General features: G+C 72.8%; 17 protein-coding genes, 1 tRNA gene and 1 pseudogene. 15 read left to right on the top strand and 4 right to left on the bottom strand.

The window, feature by feature from the left end:
• The first annotated feature begins 154 nt into the window (after positions 1 to 154).
• The 12 genes from CRP51_RS22470 (at position 155) to CRP51_RS22415 (ending at position 11078) form a co-directional block, all read left to right on the top strand.
• A complete protein-coding gene (locus CRP51_RS22470; protein ID WP_097233125.1) occupies positions 155 to 526 on the top strand; it encodes an NADH-quinone oxidoreductase subunit A in 372 nt (123 codons plus the stop codon).
• Positions 517 to 1071 carry an NADH-quinone oxidoreductase subunit B gene (locus tag CRP51_RS22465; RefSeq protein WP_097233124.1) on the top strand — a complete coding sequence of 185 codons (555 nt, stop codon included), beginning with the start codon at positions 517 to 519 and terminating at the stop codon, positions 1069 to 1071. Before CRP51_RS22470 ends, CRP51_RS22465 begins: the two co-directional genes overlap by 10 nt.
• Positions 1068 to 2006 carry an NADH-quinone oxidoreductase subunit C gene (locus CRP51_RS22460; RefSeq protein WP_097233123.1) on the top strand — a complete coding sequence of 313 codons (939 nt, stop codon included), beginning with the start codon at positions 1068 to 1070 and terminating at the stop codon, positions 2004 to 2006. Before CRP51_RS22465 ends, CRP51_RS22460 begins: the two co-directional genes overlap by 4 nt.
• A complete protein-coding gene (locus CRP51_RS22455; RefSeq protein WP_097233122.1) occupies positions 2007 to 2966 on the top strand; it encodes a complex I subunit 1/NuoH family protein in 960 nt (319 codons plus the stop codon).
• The gene (locus CRP51_RS22450) at positions 2963 to 3538 is read left to right on the top strand and encodes a NuoI/complex I 23 kDa subunit family protein (protein WP_097233121.1); all 576 of its coding nucleotides are present in this window, start codon (positions 2963 to 2965) and stop codon (positions 3536 to 3538) included. The genes CRP51_RS22455 and CRP51_RS22450 overlap by 4 nt, the downstream gene beginning before the upstream one ends.
• Positions 3535 to 4092 carry an NADH-quinone oxidoreductase subunit J family protein gene (locus CRP51_RS22445; RefSeq protein WP_097233120.1) on the top strand — a complete coding sequence of 186 codons (558 nt, stop codon included), beginning with the start codon at positions 3535 to 3537 and terminating at the stop codon, positions 4090 to 4092. The genes CRP51_RS22450 and CRP51_RS22445 overlap by 4 nt, the downstream gene beginning before the upstream one ends.
• On the top strand, positions 4092 to 4475 hold the full coding sequence (gene nuoK, locus CRP51_RS22440; RefSeq protein ID WP_097233119.1) for an NADH-quinone oxidoreductase subunit NuoK: 384 nt from the start codon (positions 4092 to 4094) through the stop codon (positions 4473 to 4475). The genes CRP51_RS22445 and nuoK overlap by 1 nt, the downstream gene beginning before the upstream one ends.
• Positions 4472 to 6397 carry an NADH-quinone oxidoreductase subunit 5 family protein gene (locus CRP51_RS22435; protein WP_097233118.1) on the top strand — a complete coding sequence of 642 codons (1926 nt, stop codon included), beginning with the start codon at positions 4472 to 4474 and terminating at the stop codon, positions 6395 to 6397. Before nuoK ends, CRP51_RS22435 begins: the two co-directional genes overlap by 4 nt.
• Before the next feature lie 3 nt (positions 6398 to 6400).
• On the top strand, positions 6401 to 7987 hold the full coding sequence (locus CRP51_RS22430; protein WP_097233117.1) for a complex I subunit 4 family protein: 1587 nt from the start codon (positions 6401 to 6403) through the stop codon (positions 7985 to 7987).
• Positions 7984 to 9645, top strand: coding sequence for an NADH-quinone oxidoreductase subunit N (locus CRP51_RS22425; RefSeq protein WP_097233116.1), 1662 nt, complete (start codon positions 7984 to 7986; stop codon positions 9643 to 9645). Before CRP51_RS22430 ends, CRP51_RS22425 begins: the two co-directional genes overlap by 4 nt.
• 185 nt (positions 9646 to 9830) lie before the next feature.
• A complete protein-coding gene (htpX, locus tag CRP51_RS22420) occupies positions 9831 to 10691 on the top strand; it encodes a zinc metalloprotease HtpX (RefSeq protein WP_097233115.1) in 861 nt (286 codons plus the stop codon).
• A gap of 15 nt (positions 10692 to 10706) precedes the next feature.
• Positions 10707 to 11078: a YccF domain-containing protein gene (locus tag CRP51_RS22415; protein WP_097233114.1), complete on the top strand. Its 372-nt coding sequence runs from the start codon at positions 10707 to 10709 to the stop codon at positions 11076 to 11078.
• Between the two features lie 190 nt (positions 11079 to 11268).
• Here CRP51_RS22415 and CRP51_RS22410 read toward each other — a convergent pair whose 3' ends face one another.
• The 3 genes from CRP51_RS22410 to CRP51_RS22400 all read right to left on the bottom strand — a co-directional run bounded on the left by CRP51_RS22410 (position 11269) and on the right by CRP51_RS22400 (position 14078).
• The gene (locus CRP51_RS22410; RefSeq protein ID WP_097233113.1) at positions 11269 to 11949 is read right to left on the bottom strand and encodes a DedA family protein; all 681 of its coding nucleotides are present in this window, start codon (positions 11947 to 11949) and stop codon (positions 11269 to 11271) included.
• A 484-nt stretch (positions 11950 to 12433) separates the two neighbouring features.
• Entirely contained in the window at positions 12434 to 13543 is a 1110-nt protein-coding gene (gene corA / locus CRP51_RS22405) for a magnesium/cobalt transporter CorA (RefSeq protein WP_097233112.1), read from the bottom strand.
• A gap of 46 nt (positions 13544 to 13589) precedes the next feature.
• Positions 13590 to 14078: a YajQ family cyclic di-GMP-binding protein gene (locus tag CRP51_RS22400; protein ID WP_097233111.1), complete on the bottom strand. Its 489-nt coding sequence runs from the start codon at positions 14076 to 14078 to the stop codon at positions 13590 to 13592.
• A 132-nt stretch (positions 14079 to 14210) separates the two neighbouring features.
• On the opposite strand from CRP51_RS22400, the gene CRP51_RS22395 reads away from it, so the two are divergent.
• A tRNA-Tyr gene (locus tag CRP51_RS22395) sits at positions 14211 to 14292 on the top strand.
• 194 nt (positions 14293 to 14486) lie between these two features.
• Here the strand turns inward: CRP51_RS22395 and CRP51_RS30255 are convergent.
• Positions 14487 to 14810, bottom strand: a pseudogene (locus CRP51_RS30255) (site-specific integrase); the annotation flags it as partial.
• 1553 nt (positions 14811 to 16363) lie between these two features.
• Here CRP51_RS30255 and CRP51_RS22385 point away from each other — a divergent pair.
• Together CRP51_RS22385 and CRP51_RS22375 are read left to right on the top strand one after the other, a co-directional pair.
• On the top strand, positions 16364 to 16819 hold the full coding sequence (locus tag CRP51_RS22385; protein WP_141514644.1) for a hypothetical protein: 456 nt from the start codon (positions 16364 to 16366) through the stop codon (positions 16817 to 16819).
• 794 nt (positions 16820 to 17613) lie between these two features.
• Positions 17614 to 18029 (top strand): WXG100 family type VII secretion target (locus CRP51_RS22375; RefSeq protein ID WP_342749097.1); only part of this gene is annotated, 416 nt, incomplete at its 3' end.

Genomic DNA, 18029 nt, shown 5'->3' with positions numbered 1-18029 from the left:
GGAGCGGCACCATGGGGTGTGTCGGTGATCCACGGTGGGGCTACCCCCACCCCCGCGTCCGGCGGCCACCGGGCGCCCGCCATGGTCACAACGCGCCCACGACCGCCTAGACTCCCGTGCGTCAGCCCTCCCCGCCGTCGCCGGAGGCCCCAACGTGCCCGACTACTTCCACGGCTACACCGTCGTCGGTCTGGTCGCGGTGGTCGGCGTGCTCTTCGTCGCGTTCGCCTTCCTCGCCGGCCGGCTGCTGCGCCCCTCCGTGCCCACGCCCGAGAAGCTGATGGTCTACGAGTGCGGCGTCGACCCCGTGGGCGAGGGCTGGGCGCACACCCAGGTGCGCTACTACATCTACGCCTTCCTGTACGTGATCTTCGCGGTGGACGCCGTCTTCCTCTTCCCGTGGGCCACGGTCTTCGCCGCCGACGGCTTCGGCGCGGCGACCCTGGTGGAGATGTTCGTCTTCCTGGGCTTCCTGTCCGTCGGACTTCTCTACGCCTGGAGGAAGGGCGTGCTCACATGGACCTGAGACCGGCGCGAAGCGGCCTGGGGCCGCTGGCGCGGCTGGCGCCCGAGCCCATGAAGGTGATCCTCAACTGGGGCCGCCGCTACAGCCTGTGGGTCTTCAACTTCGGGCTGGCCTGCTGCGCCATCGAGTTCATCGCGGCCTCGATGTCCCGCCACGACTTCATCCGTCTCGGCGTCATCCCGTTCGCCCCCGGCCCCCGGCAGGCGGACCTGATGGTGGTCTCCGGCACCGTCACCGACAAGATGGCCCCGGCCATCAGGCGGCTGTACGAGCAGATGCCGGAGCCCAAGTACGTGATCTCGTTCGGCGCCTGCTCCAACTGCGGCGGGCCGTACTGGGACTCGTACTCCGTGACCAAGGGCGTCGACCAGATCATCCCGGTCGACGTCTACGTCCCCGGCTGCCCGCCCCGGCCGGAGGCGCTGCTCCAGGGCATCCTCAAGCTCCAGGAGAAGATCGCCGAGGAGTCGGTCGCGGAACGGTACGCGCCGCGCCCCTCGACCGCCGCCCTCACCAGCGACCTGGTGCGGAAGGACGCCCCGTGACCGACGGATGGCTGCCGCGCGCGGCGGCGGAGGTCTTCGGGGAGGGCGCGGTCGCCGAGGAGGCGTACGGGGTGCTGACGGTCGACGTGCCCGCCGGGGACGCCTGGCCGGCGGCGCTGGAGACCGCCCGCGCCGAGCTGGGCTGCGACTTCTTCGACTGGCTGAGCGCCGTGGACGAGCCGGGCGTGGGCTTGCGCGTCTGCGCTCATGTGGTGGCCCTCGGCACGCCGCCGCGCCGGCTGCTGCTGCGCACCACGGTCCCGCACGAGGCGCCGTCGCTGCCGACGGCGACCGGGGTCTTCGCGGGGGCGGCGTGGCACGAGCGGGAGACCCACGAGATGTTCGGGGTCGACTTCCCCGGCCATCCGGGGCTGGAGCCGCTGCTGCTGCCCGACGGCTTCGAGGGGCACCCGCTGCGCAAGGACTTCGTGCTGGCCGCCCGGGTGGCCAAGCAGTGGCCGGGCGCCAAGGAGCCGGGCGGGGAGACCCCGCGCCGCCGCCAGCCGCTGCCGCCCGGCGTGCCGGATCCGAACGAGTGGGGCCCGCTCAAGGGCCGCGCCCCCGCGCCGCCCGCCGGCGCCCGCGCCGCCGGCGCCGCCGGCGCCGCCGAGGGCCGCCCGGCCCGGCCGCGCCGGGCGCGCGCCGCGGGCGAGGGCTCGGCTTCGCAGCGGGCGGCGGCGGGCGAGGGGCGGCCGGCGCGGCCGCGTCGCTCCCGTTCGGCGAGCGAGGGCTCGGCCTCCCAGCGGGCCGCGCCCCGCGAGGCACCGACGGGCGGGAACGTGCCGCCGGACGACGCCCCGGACGGGTCCGCGACCGTCGACGCGCCGACCGTCGACGGGCCGACCGTCGACGGTCAGACCGCCGCCGAGGGGAACGCCGCCGACGGTCAGACCGCCGCCGAGGGGAACGCCGCCGAGGGGAACGGGGAGGGCTGAGTGGACTGGCTCGATGTCGCCGTGCGGGTGCTCGCCGTCCTGGTGGCGTTCCTGGTGCTGCCGCTGCTGGTCGGGCAGTTGGAGCACAAGGCGATGGCCCACATGCAGGGCAGGGTCGGGCCGATGCACGCCGGCGGGTTCCACGGCTGGGCGCAACTGGTCGCCGACGGCGTCAAGTTCGCCCAGAAGGAGGACACCATCCCGGACGGCGCCGACCGGCTGATCTTCCGGTTGGCGCCCGGCGTCGCGCTGGTGCCCTATCTGGTGGTGCTGATCGCCATCCCGCTCGGTCCCGACGGCATGGTCGGCCAGGCAGTCGACGCGGGGATCTTCTTCGTGCTGGCGGCGCTCGGCGTCGGCGTGCTGGGCTCGCTGATCGCCGGCTGGGCGTCGGCCAACAAGTACGCGCTGCTCGGCGGGTTGCGCACGGCCGCCCAGCTGATGGCGTACGAGCTGCCGCTGCTGCTGGCCGCCGCCTCGGTGGCGATGGCCGCCGGCACGCTGAGCCTGCCGGGGATACTCGACGCGTTCGAGTGGTGGTGGGTGCCCTGGCAGCTGGTGGGCGCCTTCGTCTTCTTCACCGCCGGCCTCGCCGAGCTGCAACGGCCGCCGTTCGACGCGCCGATCGCGCCGGAGGAGATCATCTTCGGCGCGTACACCGAGTACTCGGGGCTGCGCTTCGCGCTCTTCCTGCTCGCCGAGTACGCGGGGATCGTGGTCGTCTCGGCGCTGACCGCGGTGCTCTTCCTCGGCGGCTGGCACGGTCCCTGGTCGGACCAGCTCGGCTGGCTGTGGACCCTGCTGAAGACCGGCGTGCTCTGCTTCGTGGTGATCTGGGCGCGCGTCGCCTGGCCACGGCTGCGCGCCGACCAGATCCAGAAGTTCGCCTGGACCGTGCTGGTGCCGCTCGCGCTGGCCCAGATCGCGTTCACCGGAGTGATCAAGGTGGTGACTGGATGAGCCTGGGATCGGGGCTGGCCAAGGGGTTGGCGATCACGTTGCGCACGATGACCCGGCGCGCGGTCACCGCCCAGTACCCCGAGTCGCAGCCCGAACTGCCGCCGCGCAGCCGGGGCGTGATCGGGCTGTTCGAGGAGAACTGCACCGTCTGTATGCTCTGCGCGCGCGAGTGCCCCGACTGGTGCATCTACATCGACTCGCACAAGGAGACGCTGCCGGCGACCACGCCCGGCGGCCGGGACCGCAGCAGGAACGTGCTGGACCGGTTCGCGATCGACTTCTCGCTGTGCATGTACTGCGGCATCTGCGTCGAGGTCTGCCCGTTCGACGCCCTGTTCTGGTCGCCGGAGTTCGAGTACGCGACCACGGACATCTCAGAACTGACCCACGAGCGGGAGAAGCTGCGCGCCTGGATGTGGACGGTGCCCGAGCCGCCGCCGCTCGACCCCGCCGCGGAGGAGCCGAAGGAGATCGCCGCGGCGCGCAAGGCCGCGGAGAAGGCCGCCGAGAAGGCCGCCAGGGCCGCGGAGTCCGGGGCGGCCGGGCCGGACGCGGGGGAGGGGAGCGGATGACCGAGCGGGAACTCCTCTCGACCTCGGGCCAGGAGATCGTCTTCGTCCTCGTCGGCCTGATGGTCCTCGGCGCGGCCGTGCTCTGCGTGACCACCCGGCAACTGGTGCACGCCGCCCTCTGGCTGGTCGTGGCGCTCGGCGGGCTGGCCGTCGAGTACCTGCTGCTGACGGCCGAGTTCGTGGCCTGGGTGCAGGTGCTGATCTATCTCGGCTCGGTCGTGGTGCTGCTCCTCTTCGGGCTGATGCTCACCCGCGCCCCCATCGGCCCCTCGCCCGACGCCGACTCGGGCAACCGCCCGGTGGCGCTCGCCGTCGCGCTGGCCTCGGCGGCCTGCCTGGTGACGCTCGTGGTCGACGCGTTCCGCACCACCTGGATCGACCTGGACGAACCCCACGGCCGGTCCGACGCCTTGGGCGACAGCCTCTTCCGCACCTGGGTGCTGCCGTTCGAGGCGCTGTCGGTGCTGCTGCTGGCCGCGCTGGTCGGCGCCATCGCCCTCTCCCGCGCGCGCCGGGCGCGCGCCGGCACACCGGCGGACGGGGGCGGGCGCTGATGCACCTGGTCTATCCGGCGGTGCTCTCCTCGCTGCTCTTCTGCGTCGGGGTCTACGGCGTGCTGGCCCGCCGCAACGCCATCCTGGTCCTGATGTCGGTCGAGCTGATGCTCGCCGCCGTCAGCCTCAACCTGGTCGCCTTCGACGTGTGGCTCGGGGACGAGGTCCACTCCGGCCAGGTCCTCACCCTCTTCCTCATCGCGCTGGCCGCCGCCGAGATCGGCGTCGGCCTCGCCATCGTGCTGCTCGTCCACCGCGAACGCGGCAGCTCCGCCGTCGACCGGCTGCGCGCGCTGGCCGACCGCGACGGGAACGAACCCGACCGCGCCGGTCCCGAACCCGGACCCGAGGGCGCGGCGAGCCGGGAGACCACCACCACGTGAACACCACGACCGCCGCCGTCCTCGTCCCGCTGCTGCCCGCGCTGGCCGCCGCCGTCATCCTGCTGACCGGGCGCCGCGCGCCGGGCTACGTCCAGCCGCTGGCCGTGGTGCCGACGCTGGCCTCCGCCGCGCTCGCCGTGTTCGTCGCCGTGCGGCAGAGCGGCCGGGAGCCGCTGCTCGCCTCCACCGAGCTGACGCCCACCGGCAACCCCACCCTCCCGGTCGAACTGGCCGTCCGGCTCGACGGGTTCGCCGTCCTGGTGGCCGTGCTGGTCGCCGTCGTCGCCGGCTGCGTGCAGCTGTACTCCACCGGCTATCTGCGCGGCGACCCCCGCTACGCCTCGTACGCGGCCCTGGTCTCCCTCTTCACCTCGGCGATGCTGCTGGTCGTCTACACCGACGACCTGGTGGTGCTGCTCGTCGGCTGGGAGGTCATGGGCATCTGCTCGTACTTCCTCGTCGGCCACTACTGGGAGACCGCCACCGCGCGCTCCGCCTCGCTCAAGGCGTTTCTCGTCACCAAGCTGGGCGACGTGCCGTTCGTGATCGGCATCCTCGCGCTCGCCTCGGACGCGGGCAGCTTCCGGATCAGCGACATCGTCGCGCGGCTCTCCTCCTCCCTCTCCGGCTTCGAGCTGTCGCACCCCACGCTGGTGGCGCTGCTGCTGCTCGCCGGTGTCGCCGGCAAGTCGGCGCAACTGCCGCTGCACACCTGGCTGCCCGACGCCATGGCCGGCCCGACGCCGGTCTCCGCGCTGATCCACGCCGCCACCATGGTCGCCGCCGGCGTCTACTTCGTCGCCCGGCTGCTGCCGGTCTTCGCCGCCTCGGCCGCCGCCCTGGTGGTGCTGGCGGCGCTGGCCGCGCTCACCATGGTCGGGTCGGCGCTGGCCGCGCTCGCCCAGGACGACATCAAACGGGTGCTGGCCTACTCGACCATCGGCCAGCTCGGCTTCATGGCCGGCGCCCTGGCCGTCGCCGACCGGGAGGCCGCGGTCTTCCACCTGCTCACCCACGGGGCGTTCAAGGCGCTGCTCTTCCTGGCCGCCGGCGTGCTGATCCAGACCGCCGGCACCGGCTCGCTGGCCGCCATGTCCCGGATGCGGGAGCTGCGGCGCCGGGCGCCCGACGCGTTCTGGGCGACGACGGTCGGCCTGCTGGCGCTGGCCGCGGTCCCGCCGTTCGCCGGGTTCTTCTCCAAGGAGGCGGTCATCGGCGCCGCCGAGCACGCCGCCCTCGACAACGAGCACGGCGTCTCCTCCAGCCTCGCCGCGCCCGCCGCCGCCGGCTGGATCGTGCTGGTCGCCGGCCTGGCGACGGCGCTGCTTACCGCCGCCTACGCCACCCGGCTGTGGCTGCTCGCCTTCCACGACCCGGTCGACGCCCGCGTCGAGTCACTGCCGCCCGGCGAACGCGCCTCCTCCGCCATGACCGGCGTGCTCTGGGTGCTGATGGTCCCCTCGCTGCTGCTGGGGCTGGCCTACGGCAAGCTGTCCGACTGGCTCGACGGCGGCTCGCTCGCCCCGACCCTGACCACGTCCGTGCTGGCCACCGGCGCCGCCGTCCTCGGCGGCACCGCCGTCTACGCCACCTGGCGCCGCGCCTACGAGAGCGCCCAGGCCGAGGACCCGGCGCCCGCGCTGCTCGGGCCGCTGGCCCGGCACGCCGAGGCCGGCTTCCACCTGGACGCGGTCTACGCCGCCGTCGTGGTCCGGCCGGTCGACGCGGCGGCCGGGCTGGTCCGTCACCTGGACCGCGCGGTGATCGACACCTATGTGCGGGGCGCGGCCGGCGCCCCCGGCCTGCTGGGCACGCTGGCCCGCCGCGCGGGAACCGGCAACGTCCAGACGTATCTGAGCGCGCTGGTCGCCGGGGCCCTGGTCCTCGGCGTCGCCGCCGTGCTCGTCGCGGTGGGGGACTGACCTGTGATCACGCTCTCGGGGACCGCCCAACAGGCTCTGCTGCTGGCCGCGTTGGGGCTGCCGCTGGTCGGCGCCCTCGCCGCGCTGCTGCCCGCGCCCCCGGGGCTGCGCGGGCCGGGCGGGCCCGAACGCGACGTGCTGCGGCACGGGGTGACCGTCACCGGCGCGGTGCTGGCGATGACCGTCGTCCTGGCGTTCGCCTTCGACCACGCCCGCGCCGGCGCGGTGCAGGCCGAGACCGACGTGGCCTGGGTGCCGGCCTGGAACGTCCGGCTGCACCTGGGCGTCGACGGGATCTCGCTGCCGCTGCTGGTGATGACGGCGCTGCTGACGTTCCTCGCCGCGCTGCACGCCTACTTCCGGCCGCCGACCGGCCCCGGCACGCCGGGGCCGCGCGCGTTCGTCGCGCTGCTGCTGCTCCTGGAGACCGGGATGCTGGCCACCTTCGCGGTGCTGGACCTGGTGCTCTTCTTCCTCGCCTTCGAGACCGTGCTGATCCCGATGTACTTCCTGATCGCACGGTGGGGCAACGGGCCGGAACGGGCGGCGGCGGCCCGGAAGTTCGTGCTCTACACCGTGCTCGGCTCCGTGCTGATGCTGCTCGGCCTGCTGCTGGTCGGGCTGCGGGCCGGCACGTTCGACATGCTCTCGCTCGCCCAGGCCCAGGGCTCGGGGCTGACCAGGACGACCCAGATCCTCGCGGTGCTGGCGATCGGCCTCGGGCTCGCCGTGAAGGCCCCGATGTGGCCGCTGCACAGCTGGCTGCCGGCCGCGCACACCGCCGCGCCCACCGTCGGCTCGGTGCTGCTGGCCGGCGTGCTGCTGAAGATGGGCGCCTACGGGCTGGTGCGCATCGCGCTGCCGGTGGCACCCGAGGGGATGCGGGTCCTCGCGCCCTACCTCGGCGCGTTCGCCGTCGTCGGCATCGTCTACGGGTCGCTCGCCTGCCTGTCCCTGGTGCGCACCGGCGGCGACCTCAAGCGGCTGATCGCGTACTCCTCCGTCGGCCACATGGGCTTCGTGCTGCTCGGCGTCGCCACCATGACCCACAGCGGGGTCAACGGCGCGCTCTTCGCCGGCGTCGCCCACGGGCTGATCACCGGGCTGCTGTTCTTCCTCGTCGGCGCGCTGAAGGAACGCACCGGCTCCACCGACATCGGCGCCCTCGCCGGCGAGGCCGGCGCCGCGCTCTACGGCCGCGCACCGCGCTTCGGCGGGCTGCTGGCCTTCGCCGCGGTCGCCTCGCTCGGGCTGCCCGGGCTCGCCGGGTTCTGGGGCGAACTCCTCGCCATGCTCGGCGCGTTCCACCCGGGCGACGAACTCAGCAGGCCCGCGTTCTGGACCTACCTCGCGGTGGCCGCCCTCGGCACCCTGCTCACCGCCGCCTATCTGCTGCTCGTGGTGCGGCGCGTCTGCATGGGGCCGACGCCGGCCGGGGGCGTCAAGCCGCTGCCCGACCTGGCCGGGCACGAGTACGCGGTCTACACGCCGCTGGTCGCGCTCACCGTGCTGGCCGGGCTCTGGCCGGCCGTGCTGGTCAACCTCACCGATCCCGCCGTGCAGCTCCTTCTGCCGGGAGTCGTCCGATGAACCTGATCCAGAACGTGGACTGGGCCGCCCTCGCGCCCCCGCTGGTCGTCGCGGTCACCGCCGTGGCGGTGCTGGTCGCCGACCTGTTCCTGCCGGCGTCCCGCCGGAACCTGCTCGCCTGGCTCGCGATGGGCGGCCTGGCGCTGGCGCTGCTGGCGCTGCTGCCGCTGTGGGACGACGACCGCGCCACGTTCTGCCTCGCCGACGACCCCGGGCTCTGCTCCTACACGGCGGACCGCTTCGCGCTGGTCGTCCAACTGCTGGTACTGGGCGGCGCGCTGCTCTCGGCGCTGCTGACCGTCCCCGAGCTGGGCTCGACGGATGAGGGCGACGGGGAAAGGGAGGGGCTGCCGGGCGGCGAGTTCTGGTTCCTGCTGCTCGCCTCGGCCTCCGGCGCGGCGCTGCTGCCGGCGGCGCGCGACCTGGCGACCCTGGTGCTCGCCCTTGAGGTGACCACGCTGCCGGCATACGCGCTGGTCGGGCTGCGGCGCGGCGGGGACGGGGCGGAGGCGGCCCTGAAGTTCTTCCTCTCCTCGGTGACCGCCACCGCCGTGGGCCTGCTGGGCGTCAGCTTCGTCTACGCGGGCGCCGGCAGCCTCTTCCTCGGCGAGATCGCCACCGCGCTGCCCGACGCCGACCCCAGGCTGGCGACCCTCGCGAAGGCGGGCGTCGCGCTGACCCTGGTCGGCTTCGTCTTCAAGATCGCCGCCGTGCCGTTCCACTTCTGGGTCCCCGAGACCTACCGGGGGGCGCCGCTGCCGGTCGCCGGCTATCTCTCCGTCGTCGGCAAGGCGGCCGGGCTCGCCGGCCTCGCCCTGGTCACCACCGTCGCCTTCCCGGCCCACGCCGACACCTGGGGCCCGCCGCTGGCGGTGCTCGCGGGACTGACCATGACCGTCGGCAACGTCGTCGCGCTGCGCACGGCGGTCGCCGGCGCGCACAGCGCGGTGCGGCTGCTGGCCTGGTCCTCGGTCGGGCAGGCCGGCTATCTGCTGGTGCCGCTGGCCGCCGCCGGCTACGTCGAGGGCGCCGCGGGGCGGGGCGACGCGGTCGGCGCCGCGCTGGCCTATGCGCTGATGTACGGCGCGGTGAACCTGGGGGCGTTCGCCGTGCTCGCACTCGTCGTTCAGGACGCGCGCGCCACGGGAAGCGGGGACGGCCGCCGCGTCGCTGACTTTCGGGGCCTTTTCGCCCGGCGTCCGCTGGCCGCGCTGGCGATGGCGTTCTTCCTGCTCTGCCTCGCGGGGCTGCCGCCCGGCGTGATCGGGCTCTTCGCCAAGGTGGCGGTCTTCCGCGCGACGGTCGACGCGGGGCTCGGGGTGCTGGCGGTGGTGCTGGCGGTGAACGTGGTCGTCGCGCTCTCCTACTACCTGCGCTGGACGGCGCTGCTCTTCCAGCCGGCGGACGAGGCCGGGACGGGCCCCGCCGCGACCGACCTCGCCGTGACCGTGCCCGCGAACGCGACCGACCCCGCCGCGACCGGCCCCGCCGCGTCCGTGCCCGTGACCGGCGGGGGCGCCGCCACGGCCGCCCCGTCGCGCGTCCCCGGCCGGCGGGCGCTCGCCCCCGGCGTCGCGATCGCGCTCGCCGCCGGCGTCGCGCTGGCCCTCTCCGTCGTGCCGCAGCTGGTCCTGACCCTGACGAACGGCGGGCTGTAGCCGGGCGTGCCGGCGGGGCGCGGGCGGGGCGTCGCCGGCACGCCCGGGGCCCGCCGCCCGGGGCGCTCGGGAACGCATCCCCTTCGTGTGGCGTTGTGCACTTCGGGAGTGTCCACTGAGAGTGGAGATACCCGCCATCCGGGATGATCCGGGCACCCCCACGCGCGCGATCTGGAGGGCACACCGTGCACCGCCGGCACAACGGACTGAGGACGGCCGCACTGCTGGGCGGCATGTCCGCACTGATCCTGGTCATCGGCAGCCTCTTCGGCCGCACCGGGCTGCTCATCGCCCTGGTGGTCGCGTTGGCCACCAACGGCTACGCCTACTGGAACAGCGACAAGCTCGCGCTGCGCTCCATGCGCGCCCGCCCGGTCGGCGAGTTCGAGGCGCCCGGCCTCTACCGGATGGTCCGCGAGCTGGCCGGCCAGGCCCGCCAGCCGATGCCCCGGCTGTACATCTCGCCCACCGAGGCGCCCAACGCGTTCGCCACCGGAAGGAACCCGAGGAACGCCGCCGTCTGCTGCACGGAGGGCATCCTCCGCCTGCTCGACGAGCGCGAGCTGCGCGGGGTGATCGGACACGAGCTGAGCCATGTCTACAACCGCGACATCCTGATCTCCTCGGTGGCCGGGGCGATGGCCTCCGTGATCATGTTCCTGGTCAACTTCGCCTGGTTTCTTCCGCTCGGCCGCGACGACGAGGAGGGGCCAGGACTGGTGGGGATGCTGCTGGTGATGATCCTCGGGCCGATCGCCGCCTCGCTGATCAGGCTCGCGGTCAGCCGCTCCCGCGAGTACGAGGCGGACGCGGCCGGCGCCCGGCTCACCGGCGACCCGCTCGCCCTGGCCAGCGCGCTGCGGAAGCTGGACGCCGGTACCCAGCGGCTGCCGTTGCGCCCCGAGCCGCAGTTGGAGACGGCGAGCCACCTGATGATCGCCAACCCGTTCCGCAGGGGCGAGGGCATGGCGCGGATGTTCGCGACCCACCCGCCGATGACCGAACGGATCGCCCGGCTGGAAAGGATGGCGGGCGGCGGGCGTTGACGCCATGCTGTCTGGGTGCGAACCCTTCTGAACGTTATCTGGCTCATCTTTTCCGGCCTCTGGATGGCACTCGGTTACGCGATCGCGGGCGCGATCTGCTGCGTGCTGGTGGTCACCATCCCGTTCGGCCTGGCCTGCTTCCGCATCGCCCGCTACGCCCTCTGGCCGTTCGGCTACCGCGTCACCGACCGGCACGACGCCGGGGTGGCCTCCGGAGTGGGCAACGTGATCTGGCTGATCGTGGCGGGCATCTGGATCACCCTCGGCCACATCGCCGCCGGTGTCGCGTTCTGCGTGACCGTGATCGGAATCCCCTTTGGCATCGCTCACTTCAAGATGATTCCGGTCTCCCTGATGCCGCTCGGGCGCGAGATCGTGCCCGTCTGACGGCGTTCCCCGATCACCGCGTTCGTCTGACACAGCCCGACACAGCCCGACACAGCCCCGGGGCCCCGCCCTGCCCACCGGTGGTGGCCCGTGCCACCGGCGGCCCGCGTGTGTCGGGACGCCGGAACGCGCCGAGGGCCCGGGAGATCCTCCTTCTCCCGGGCCCTCGGCGCGCGTCCCCGTCTCGGGCTCACTGCCGCTTGGCGGCCTCCTCGGCGCGCGCGCCGGCGGCTTCCTCCTCCTCGCGCGCCCCCTCGCCCTTCTTCGCGGTCACATAGCGCTCCCGCAGATAGCGGATCCCCTCGTGGAGCAGCGTGATCCCCAGCGCCAGACCGAGCCCGAGCATCACGCCGCGCAGCGGCTCCTCCTCGAAGGCGTGACCGCCTATGTAGCCGATGGCCGTCGAGTACACCGCCCAGGAGATCGCGGCGACCGTGTCGTAGAGCGTGAACGAACGCAGCGGGTAGCCCGTGGCCCCCGTGGTCAGCGTCGCCGCCGTCCGCCCGCCCGGGATGTAGCGGGCGACCACCAGCACCAGGCCGCCGCGCTTCTCCAGCATCCTGGCCACCGCGTCGTACGCCTTGCGGGTGCGCGAGCCCGGTTTGAGCTTGGCGTAGATCCGCGCGCCGGACTTCCGCCCTATGTAGTACGAGATGTGATCCCCCGTGAACGCGCCCAGCGCGGCCACCACGATGATCAGCACCACATTGGGCTCACCGTTCGCGGCAGCGAAGACCGCCAGGGTGATGACCAGCGTCTCGCTGGGCACCACGGGGAAGAATCCGTCGAGCATGGCGATGGCGTACAACGCCAGATACACCCAGGGGGTGGCGACGAAGTCCTCGACCGCCTGGAGGATGGCATCGTTCATGTCCGCAAGGCTAAGGAATGGAAGCCCTCAGCGCTGCTGTTGATCCGTAACGGCCATGTCCGGCTTTCGTGCCGCCACCCCCGTCCGCCGCCGCCGCGACCACCGGGCACCCCCCTGAGCGCGTGCCGGAGGTCGCGACCAGCGCACGTCCCGGCTCGACAGCGTGTGCGAGATCACACCCGGGGGCGCGGTCGGTTCCCCGGCGGGTTCGGGCCGGTCGGCGACCCGACACCCCGTCGGCGCACCGCCCGGAGCGCGCCTCCGGCCTCGCGCCCGGGGCGCGCACCGCGGCGCACCGCCTCGGGGCACGCGCCGGTTCTCGGCGCCACGCGACCCGTCGCGTTCGCGAACCAGTCGCCCGTTCCCGCCGTGCGCTCCCGTCGCGCGTCGCCCCGCGCCCGCTCCCGTCACGCGTCGCCCCGCGCCCGCGCCCGCGCCGGGCGTGCGCGCCCCGCGCCCGTTCCCCGGCGCCCTCGCTCGCGGCTCAGAGCCAGCCGTTCCGCCGAAACCCCCGGTGGATCAGCCAGCTGGCCGTCGCGATGACCGTGAGCACCAGCGGGTAGCCGAACCGCCAGCCCAGCTCCGGCATGTGCTTGAAGTTCATCCCGTAGACCCCGCAGACCATCGTCGGCACGGCGATGATCGCCGCCCACGCCGTGATCTTGCGCATGTCCTCGTTCTGCGTCGCCTGCACCTGCGCCAGGTTCGCCTGGAGGATCGAGTCGATCAGGGCGTCATACCCGTTGACCTGGTCGGAGACCCGGCTCAGATGGTCCGCGACGTCCCGGAAGTAGCTGCGGATCTCCGGGTGGACCACCCCGATCGGCGTCTCCGACAGCTGCTGGAGTGGCCGGTCAAGCGGCGTGACCGCCCGCTTCAGCTCCAGCAGTTCGCGCTTGAGCTGGTAGATCCGTCCCACCTGCGAGGCGTCGCCCCTGGTGTCGGCGAAGACGGCCGACTCGACCTCGTCGATGTCCTTCCTGACGTCGGCCGCCACGTCCAGATAGTGGTCGACCACCTGGTCGGCGATCGCGTGCAGCACCGACGCCGGGCCCTTCGCCAACTGCTCCGGGTCCTCCTCCAGCCGCCGCCGCAGCGCGCCCAGCGCGCCGTGGGCGCCGTGCCGCACCGTGATCACGAAGTCGGCGCCGACGAAGACCATGATCTCGCCGGTCTCCACCACCTCGCTGGTCGAGGTCAGTTCACCGTGGCTGACATAGCGCACCGTCTTGAGCACCATGAACAAGGTCTCGTCGTAACGCTCCAGCTTGGGCCGCTGGTGGGCATGGACGGCGTCCTCGACGGCCAACGGGTGCAGGCCGAACTGCTCGGCCACACCCGCCAGTTCGCTCTCCGTCGGCTCGAAGAGGCCGATCCACACGAACATCCCGCGCGCGCCCCGGCGCCGCACCCGCGCGATGGCGGCGGCGGGATCGCGCGGGCCGGGGTGGCGCACCCCATCGCGGTAGACCGCGCAGTCGACGACGGCGTCGCCCGTGGGGCCGCCGCCGTCGTCGACCGCGGCCACCGGCTCGGCCGCGCGCGGCCGCCAGGCCGCCTCGAACGCCGCGCGCAGCGGACGGATCACGCTCATGCCACCTCCTGATCGCCCCCTGACGCCGCGCCCACCGGCCCCGAGGTCACCGGTAGTTGACGAACTGCACCGCGAAGTCGAAGTCCGCCTCCTTCACCAGGCGCTGCACCTCCTGGAGGGAGTCCCTGCTCTTGGAACTGACCCGCAGCTCGTCGCCCTGCACCTGGGCCTTGACGCCCTTGGGGCCCTCGTCCCTGATCAGCTTGGCGACCTTCTTGGCGTCGTCGGTGGAGATGCCCTCCTTGACGGTGGAGACCAGCCGGTACTCCTTCCCCGACGCCTGCGGCTCCCCGGAGTCCAGCGCCTTCAACGAGATGCCGCGCTTGATCAGCTTTGACTGGAAGATGTCCAGAATGGCCTTCGCCCGCTCTTCGGCGTTGGCCCGAATCTCGATCGCCTCCCCCGACCAGCCGATGGAGGCGCCGACCCCGCGGAAGTCGTAGCGCTGGGAGATCTCCTTGGCGGCCTGGTTGAGGGCGTTGTCGACCTCCTGCCGATCAACCTTGGAGACGATGTCGAAACTGGAGTCGGCCATGGTGGTGTGGGCTCCTCACACATCCGGATCGGACACGGTCGCCGACAGCCTAGCCACCGCCGCCCCCGTTCGACCCGGCGTAACCGAGTGGCGAACCACCCCCACCCATCGGGTATGGTTTAACCGCAGCAAGGCGGTGTGCCCGAGCGGCCAAAGGGAGCAGACTGTAAATCTGCCGGCTCAGCCTTCCCAGGTTCGAATCCTGGCGCCGCCACAGTGCGATTAAGGCCCTCTGACCAGCGACTACGGCTGGGCGGGGGGTCTTTTTGCTGGGCTGGGAGTGTTCGAACGGGCGAGAGTCGAAAAGCCCTCTATGTGCCGTTTCGCCCCGAGGGTATCTCGGTGCGTGTCAGCCCGTGTCCCCCATGCGTCCCCCAGACGTCCTTCGCGTTCGGGGTGCTTCCGTGCCTACCGCTGCGACGCGTCCCATTCCCTCATGGCGGTCTCGATGCGGTGGTTGGAGCGTTCCTCGCTCTGGGCGCGGACCTTTGCGTAGACGCGGAAGTGCACGGCGAGGCTGTGCCCGGCGCGGCGGGCACACTCGGCGGGGTCGACGCCGGAGCTGAGCCAGAACGAGACGCCCGCGTGCCGCAGGTCGTAGGGGCGGCGGGCGAGTCGTGTGGCCGCCTCCTCCTCGGTCAGAGCCGCTTCGCGCGCGCGGGCCCAGACCTCGCCGTAGCCGCTCTCCTGGAGGACACCCTCGCGGCCGGTGCGGAAGAGCCGTCGCGGCGGGAATTGGCGGGGATCGTCTCCCGCTCGCGGTCGACAAAGGCGCGGGTGTGGTCATACCAGGTGACCGCGCCCCTCAGAGCCCGCAGTTCGGAAGCCGGCAGCCCGGTGTTCGTGTCGTAGCGCTCGCCGCGGCGGAGCGCCCCCTCGGCTCGGACCGGCGGCCGTCGGCCTGGGGTTTCAGGGGGAAGCTCCTGGAGTGCTGCCGGTTCCCGACCCCGATGGAAGGCGGCTCGGGCGATGTCCAGTTCGGTCAGTACGTCGGTGAGCCTCAGGTGGGGCTCGCGGGAAGAAGCATGGCTGATCGGCTCCGTGGGGGAAGGGCAGGAGAAATGAAGGGCCACGCTTCCGGAAAGCCACCGCACGAAGTGGCTTTCCGGCGACGCCGGACGGGAAAGAGCGCTCAGAGGTGTTACGGCTGGTGGACGGTTTCCGTGTCCGGGTGACGTGCGGCGAACCGGGCCGGCACGCGTCAACGTGCCTGATCGCCTCCGGCTCCGCGCCTGTCGCGCACGGTGCGCTGGACGCGCCGCGGACGGGACGGGGCGGAACGAGCCCGGTGGTCGCGCGCACCTCGGCGAAGCGCCCAGCGCCCTGTCCGCTCGGCCACGTGCCTTCCACGTGCGGCGGCAGCGCGTCGGTGCTCGCTTCGGCGTAGGCGTCGCGTGCCGCAGCGACCTCGTCTACGGCCCGCTGGACGCCCGCAGTTGAGCGAGGGTGTCGTCGGGCTCCGCACGCGCCCCGGGCTGCCGGCTGCCGCGCGCGCTGCCAACTCGCCCTTGAAGAGGTCACGCACGTCGCGCTCGGTCTGCCCGATCAACCGGGCGATCGCGGCCCGACGCCCTCGCCCCGGCACGGGCGGACTCCGCTCCACCCCACGCCCTGCGTGCGGCCCGCGCCCGCTGCTCCTCGCTCAGCGGGTCGACGTGGGCGTCGGCCACTAGGCTGTTGCGACACGCCCCGCGCGCCGGGAGCTCGTCGCGCAGACGGTGGCATCGTTCCTTGGCGGCCCGGCGCTTGGCGATCCGTTTGCGTCAGTCATGAAAACCCACCGCAGAGACCCGGCTGCTCACCTTCATCGTCCGAATGCCGGGCAACGGGCGCGCTCGTTCGGGTGGGTCGCATGTTGTGCCCGGGAGAAGCTGGAGGCGCGGGCCGATGGGAATCACCGCGCTCCGCGCTGCCCGGGACACCCCCGCTCGCGCGGGGAGGACCTCGCCCCACCCCTCCTCGTCGTCAGTCGTGACGGGACACCCCCGCTCGCGCGGGGAGGACAGGTCCTCGCAGCGGGGGCAGCCGGCCACCCGCGGGACACCCCCGCTCGCGCGGGGAGGACCCTTTTTGACCTGCGGCGTTAGGAGGGGTTTGCCACTCCTTTGCCTTCTGTGAGTGAAAGAGAAGCTGGCTGTGTCTCAGATGCGCGGGTCATGGCGGGGCCTTGTCGTGGGTCATGGGGGAACCGTTCGTCCGAGGTTAGCGCTGCCCGCTGACATGGGAGGGCGGAACGCTCCTGAGGAGCCGACGCTCGAACGGCACGCGACATCGCAACAGATCCGATGCGGCAACTTCCGATGCCGGTCGGCGCGTACCGGCCGTTGGCAGCAGCAGCAGCAGCAGCAGCAGCAGCAGGCACGGCACGCCCCGACGTTCACTTCAGCGGCTGCGCGCAGAGTCGGGTGAGGCGGGCGCCGGCTACCAGTGTCGCCTCGATCACGGAACGGGCGGATGACGGCGCGTCCGTCTTCCGCTGCCACCCCGCGCTGGGGGCCGACCGCGTTGAGGAGTACGCCGACAGCCGGCCGGTCGTCGACTTCCGGATGCCGTGCCTACTGGGCTCGCCCGACGCCTCGGACGCCTCGGCCGGGATCGGGACCCGTGGGCAGATGGGCCGCACGGAGCTGCGCTGGAAGGACGGCGACTGGCGGGTGGGGGAGCTGAGCCGTGGCCCGTTCGACGTGCCCGTCGAGCTGGGCGCCCCGGGTGGCCCGGTGACCGCTCTCTCACCCGCCTGAGCCTGCTCGGGCACGCCTGGCGCGTGCTGGGCCGGAAGAACGAGCAGGGGCGCGGGGAGTACGGGCGGCCGAGTGCGTCGTGGTGCCCGTGCGGTTCGCTCGCGGCGGCGGCACGGCCGTCAACCTGCTCGACCGCGCATCTTCACGGTCTCCGAGTGCTGGGGGCGTCGGGCGGGTCGGCCGGGGCCGGTTGCTGCTGATGGTCGCGGACCCGCCGAGGGTCCGTCGTCACCCTCGACCCGCGGGAACTGGTTCCCGGGCAGCAGTCGTTGCGCTGGTCACCGAATCACGTGGTGCGGCCGGCACCCTCACCGCGGAGCTGCGTGGCCGGGCCTTTGTCGCCGGCACCTGGGTGCCGGTCTCCGTTGGCCAGGACGAGGCGCCGCCCACTACCGGCACATGGCCGACACCTGTGCCTGCACATGGCTGTCCTGCCTCCTGCACGCCGCCGCCCTCGACGGCGCCCCGCTGCGGGACGTGCCGCGCTGGGCGAAATGCCCCGAGGAACTCGCGCCCCGGCAGGTCCTCCACCACCACCCGGGCACGGGACCGCACTGGGCGGAGGACCTGCTCGTCGTCACCACCGCCTCGCCACCACCCTTCGCCCCAACCTCCGCCCGCGTCACCGGAGCTGGCGCTTTGCCGAGGAGACCGCCCCTCCCAGAAGGATGGATTGGGCATCGCCGCACAGGGTGTCAGAGACAGGCGCATCACGGTGACGAACGATTGATACGGTCATAGCAATTACCTAATATTTCGTCACAACGCGTGCGTAGACCGGGGGGTTGAGTGTCGTGGTGCGACCGTCTGACTGGACGCCGGTGGACATGGATCGCGACCCGACGCCTGGCGATCCCGATGAGGTGCGCGAACTCGCGGATGACTTGCAGGAGTTCGCCGATGACGTCGGCGAGGCTCTCGGCAAGATTCGCGGCATGGCGGGTGAGCGCGCCATGCTGGAGTGGGCGGGGCTGTCGGCGGACGCGTTCCGCCGTGAGTTCGACGGTGTCCCGGACAACCTGACGAAGCTGGAGGATTCGTATTCCCTCTGCGCGCAGGCGCTGCATACCTACTGGCCGAAGTTGCAGACCGCGCAGGGCATGGCCGATCGGGCGTTGGACCGCGCGATCACCGCGCAAGCGGATCTGGCCTCCGCGCAGTCCGCGCTCGGCGACGCCACCGACTGGGTGGGCCGCGCCGGCGACGAGGC

Source organism: Streptomyces zhaozhouensis (genome assembly GCF_900230195.1).
Lineage (GTDB): Bacteria > Actinomycetota > Actinomycetes > Streptomycetales > Streptomycetaceae > Streptomyces > Streptomyces zhaozhouensis.
The sequence above is the reverse complement of the archived record's forward strand: the minus strand, read 5'-3'. Positions and strand labels throughout refer to the sequence as shown.

Excerpts from the sequence above, each read along its gene's own strand:
- CRP51_RS22465 (WP_097233124.1), top strand. The coding sequence starts at position 517 with ATGGACCTGAGACCGGCGCGAAGCGGCCTGGGGCCGCTGGCGCGGCTG.
- CRP51_RS22450 (WP_097233121.1), top strand. The coding sequence starts at position 2,963 with ATGAGCCTGGGATCGGGGCTGGCCAAGGGGTTGGCGATCACGTTGCGC.
- CRP51_RS22445 (WP_097233120.1), top strand. The coding sequence starts at position 3,535 with ATGACCGAGCGGGAACTCCTCTCGACCTCGGGCCAGGAGATCGTCTTC.
- nuoK (WP_097233119.1), top strand. The coding sequence starts at position 4,092 with ATGCACCTGGTCTATCCGGCGGTGCTCTCCTCGCTGCTCTTCTGCGTC.
- CRP51_RS22425 (WP_097233116.1), top strand. The coding sequence starts at position 7,984 with ATGAACCTGATCCAGAACGTGGACTGGGCCGCCCTCGCGCCCCCGCTG.
- CRP51_RS22410 (WP_097233113.1), bottom strand. The coding sequence starts at position 11,949 with ATGAACGATGCCATCCTCCAGGCGGTCGAGGACTTCGTCGCCACCCCC.
- corA (WP_097233112.1), bottom strand. The coding sequence starts at position 13,543 with ATGAGCGTGATCCGTCCGCTGCGCGCGGCGTTCGAGGCGGCCTGGCGG.
- CRP51_RS22400 (WP_097233111.1), bottom strand. The coding sequence starts at position 14,078 with ATGGCCGACTCCAGTTTCGACATCGTCTCCAAGGTTGATCGGCAGGAG.
- CRP51_RS22385 (WP_141514644.1), top strand. The coding sequence starts at position 16,364 with ATGCGGCAACTTCCGATGCCGGTCGGCGCGTACCGGCCGTTGGCAGCA.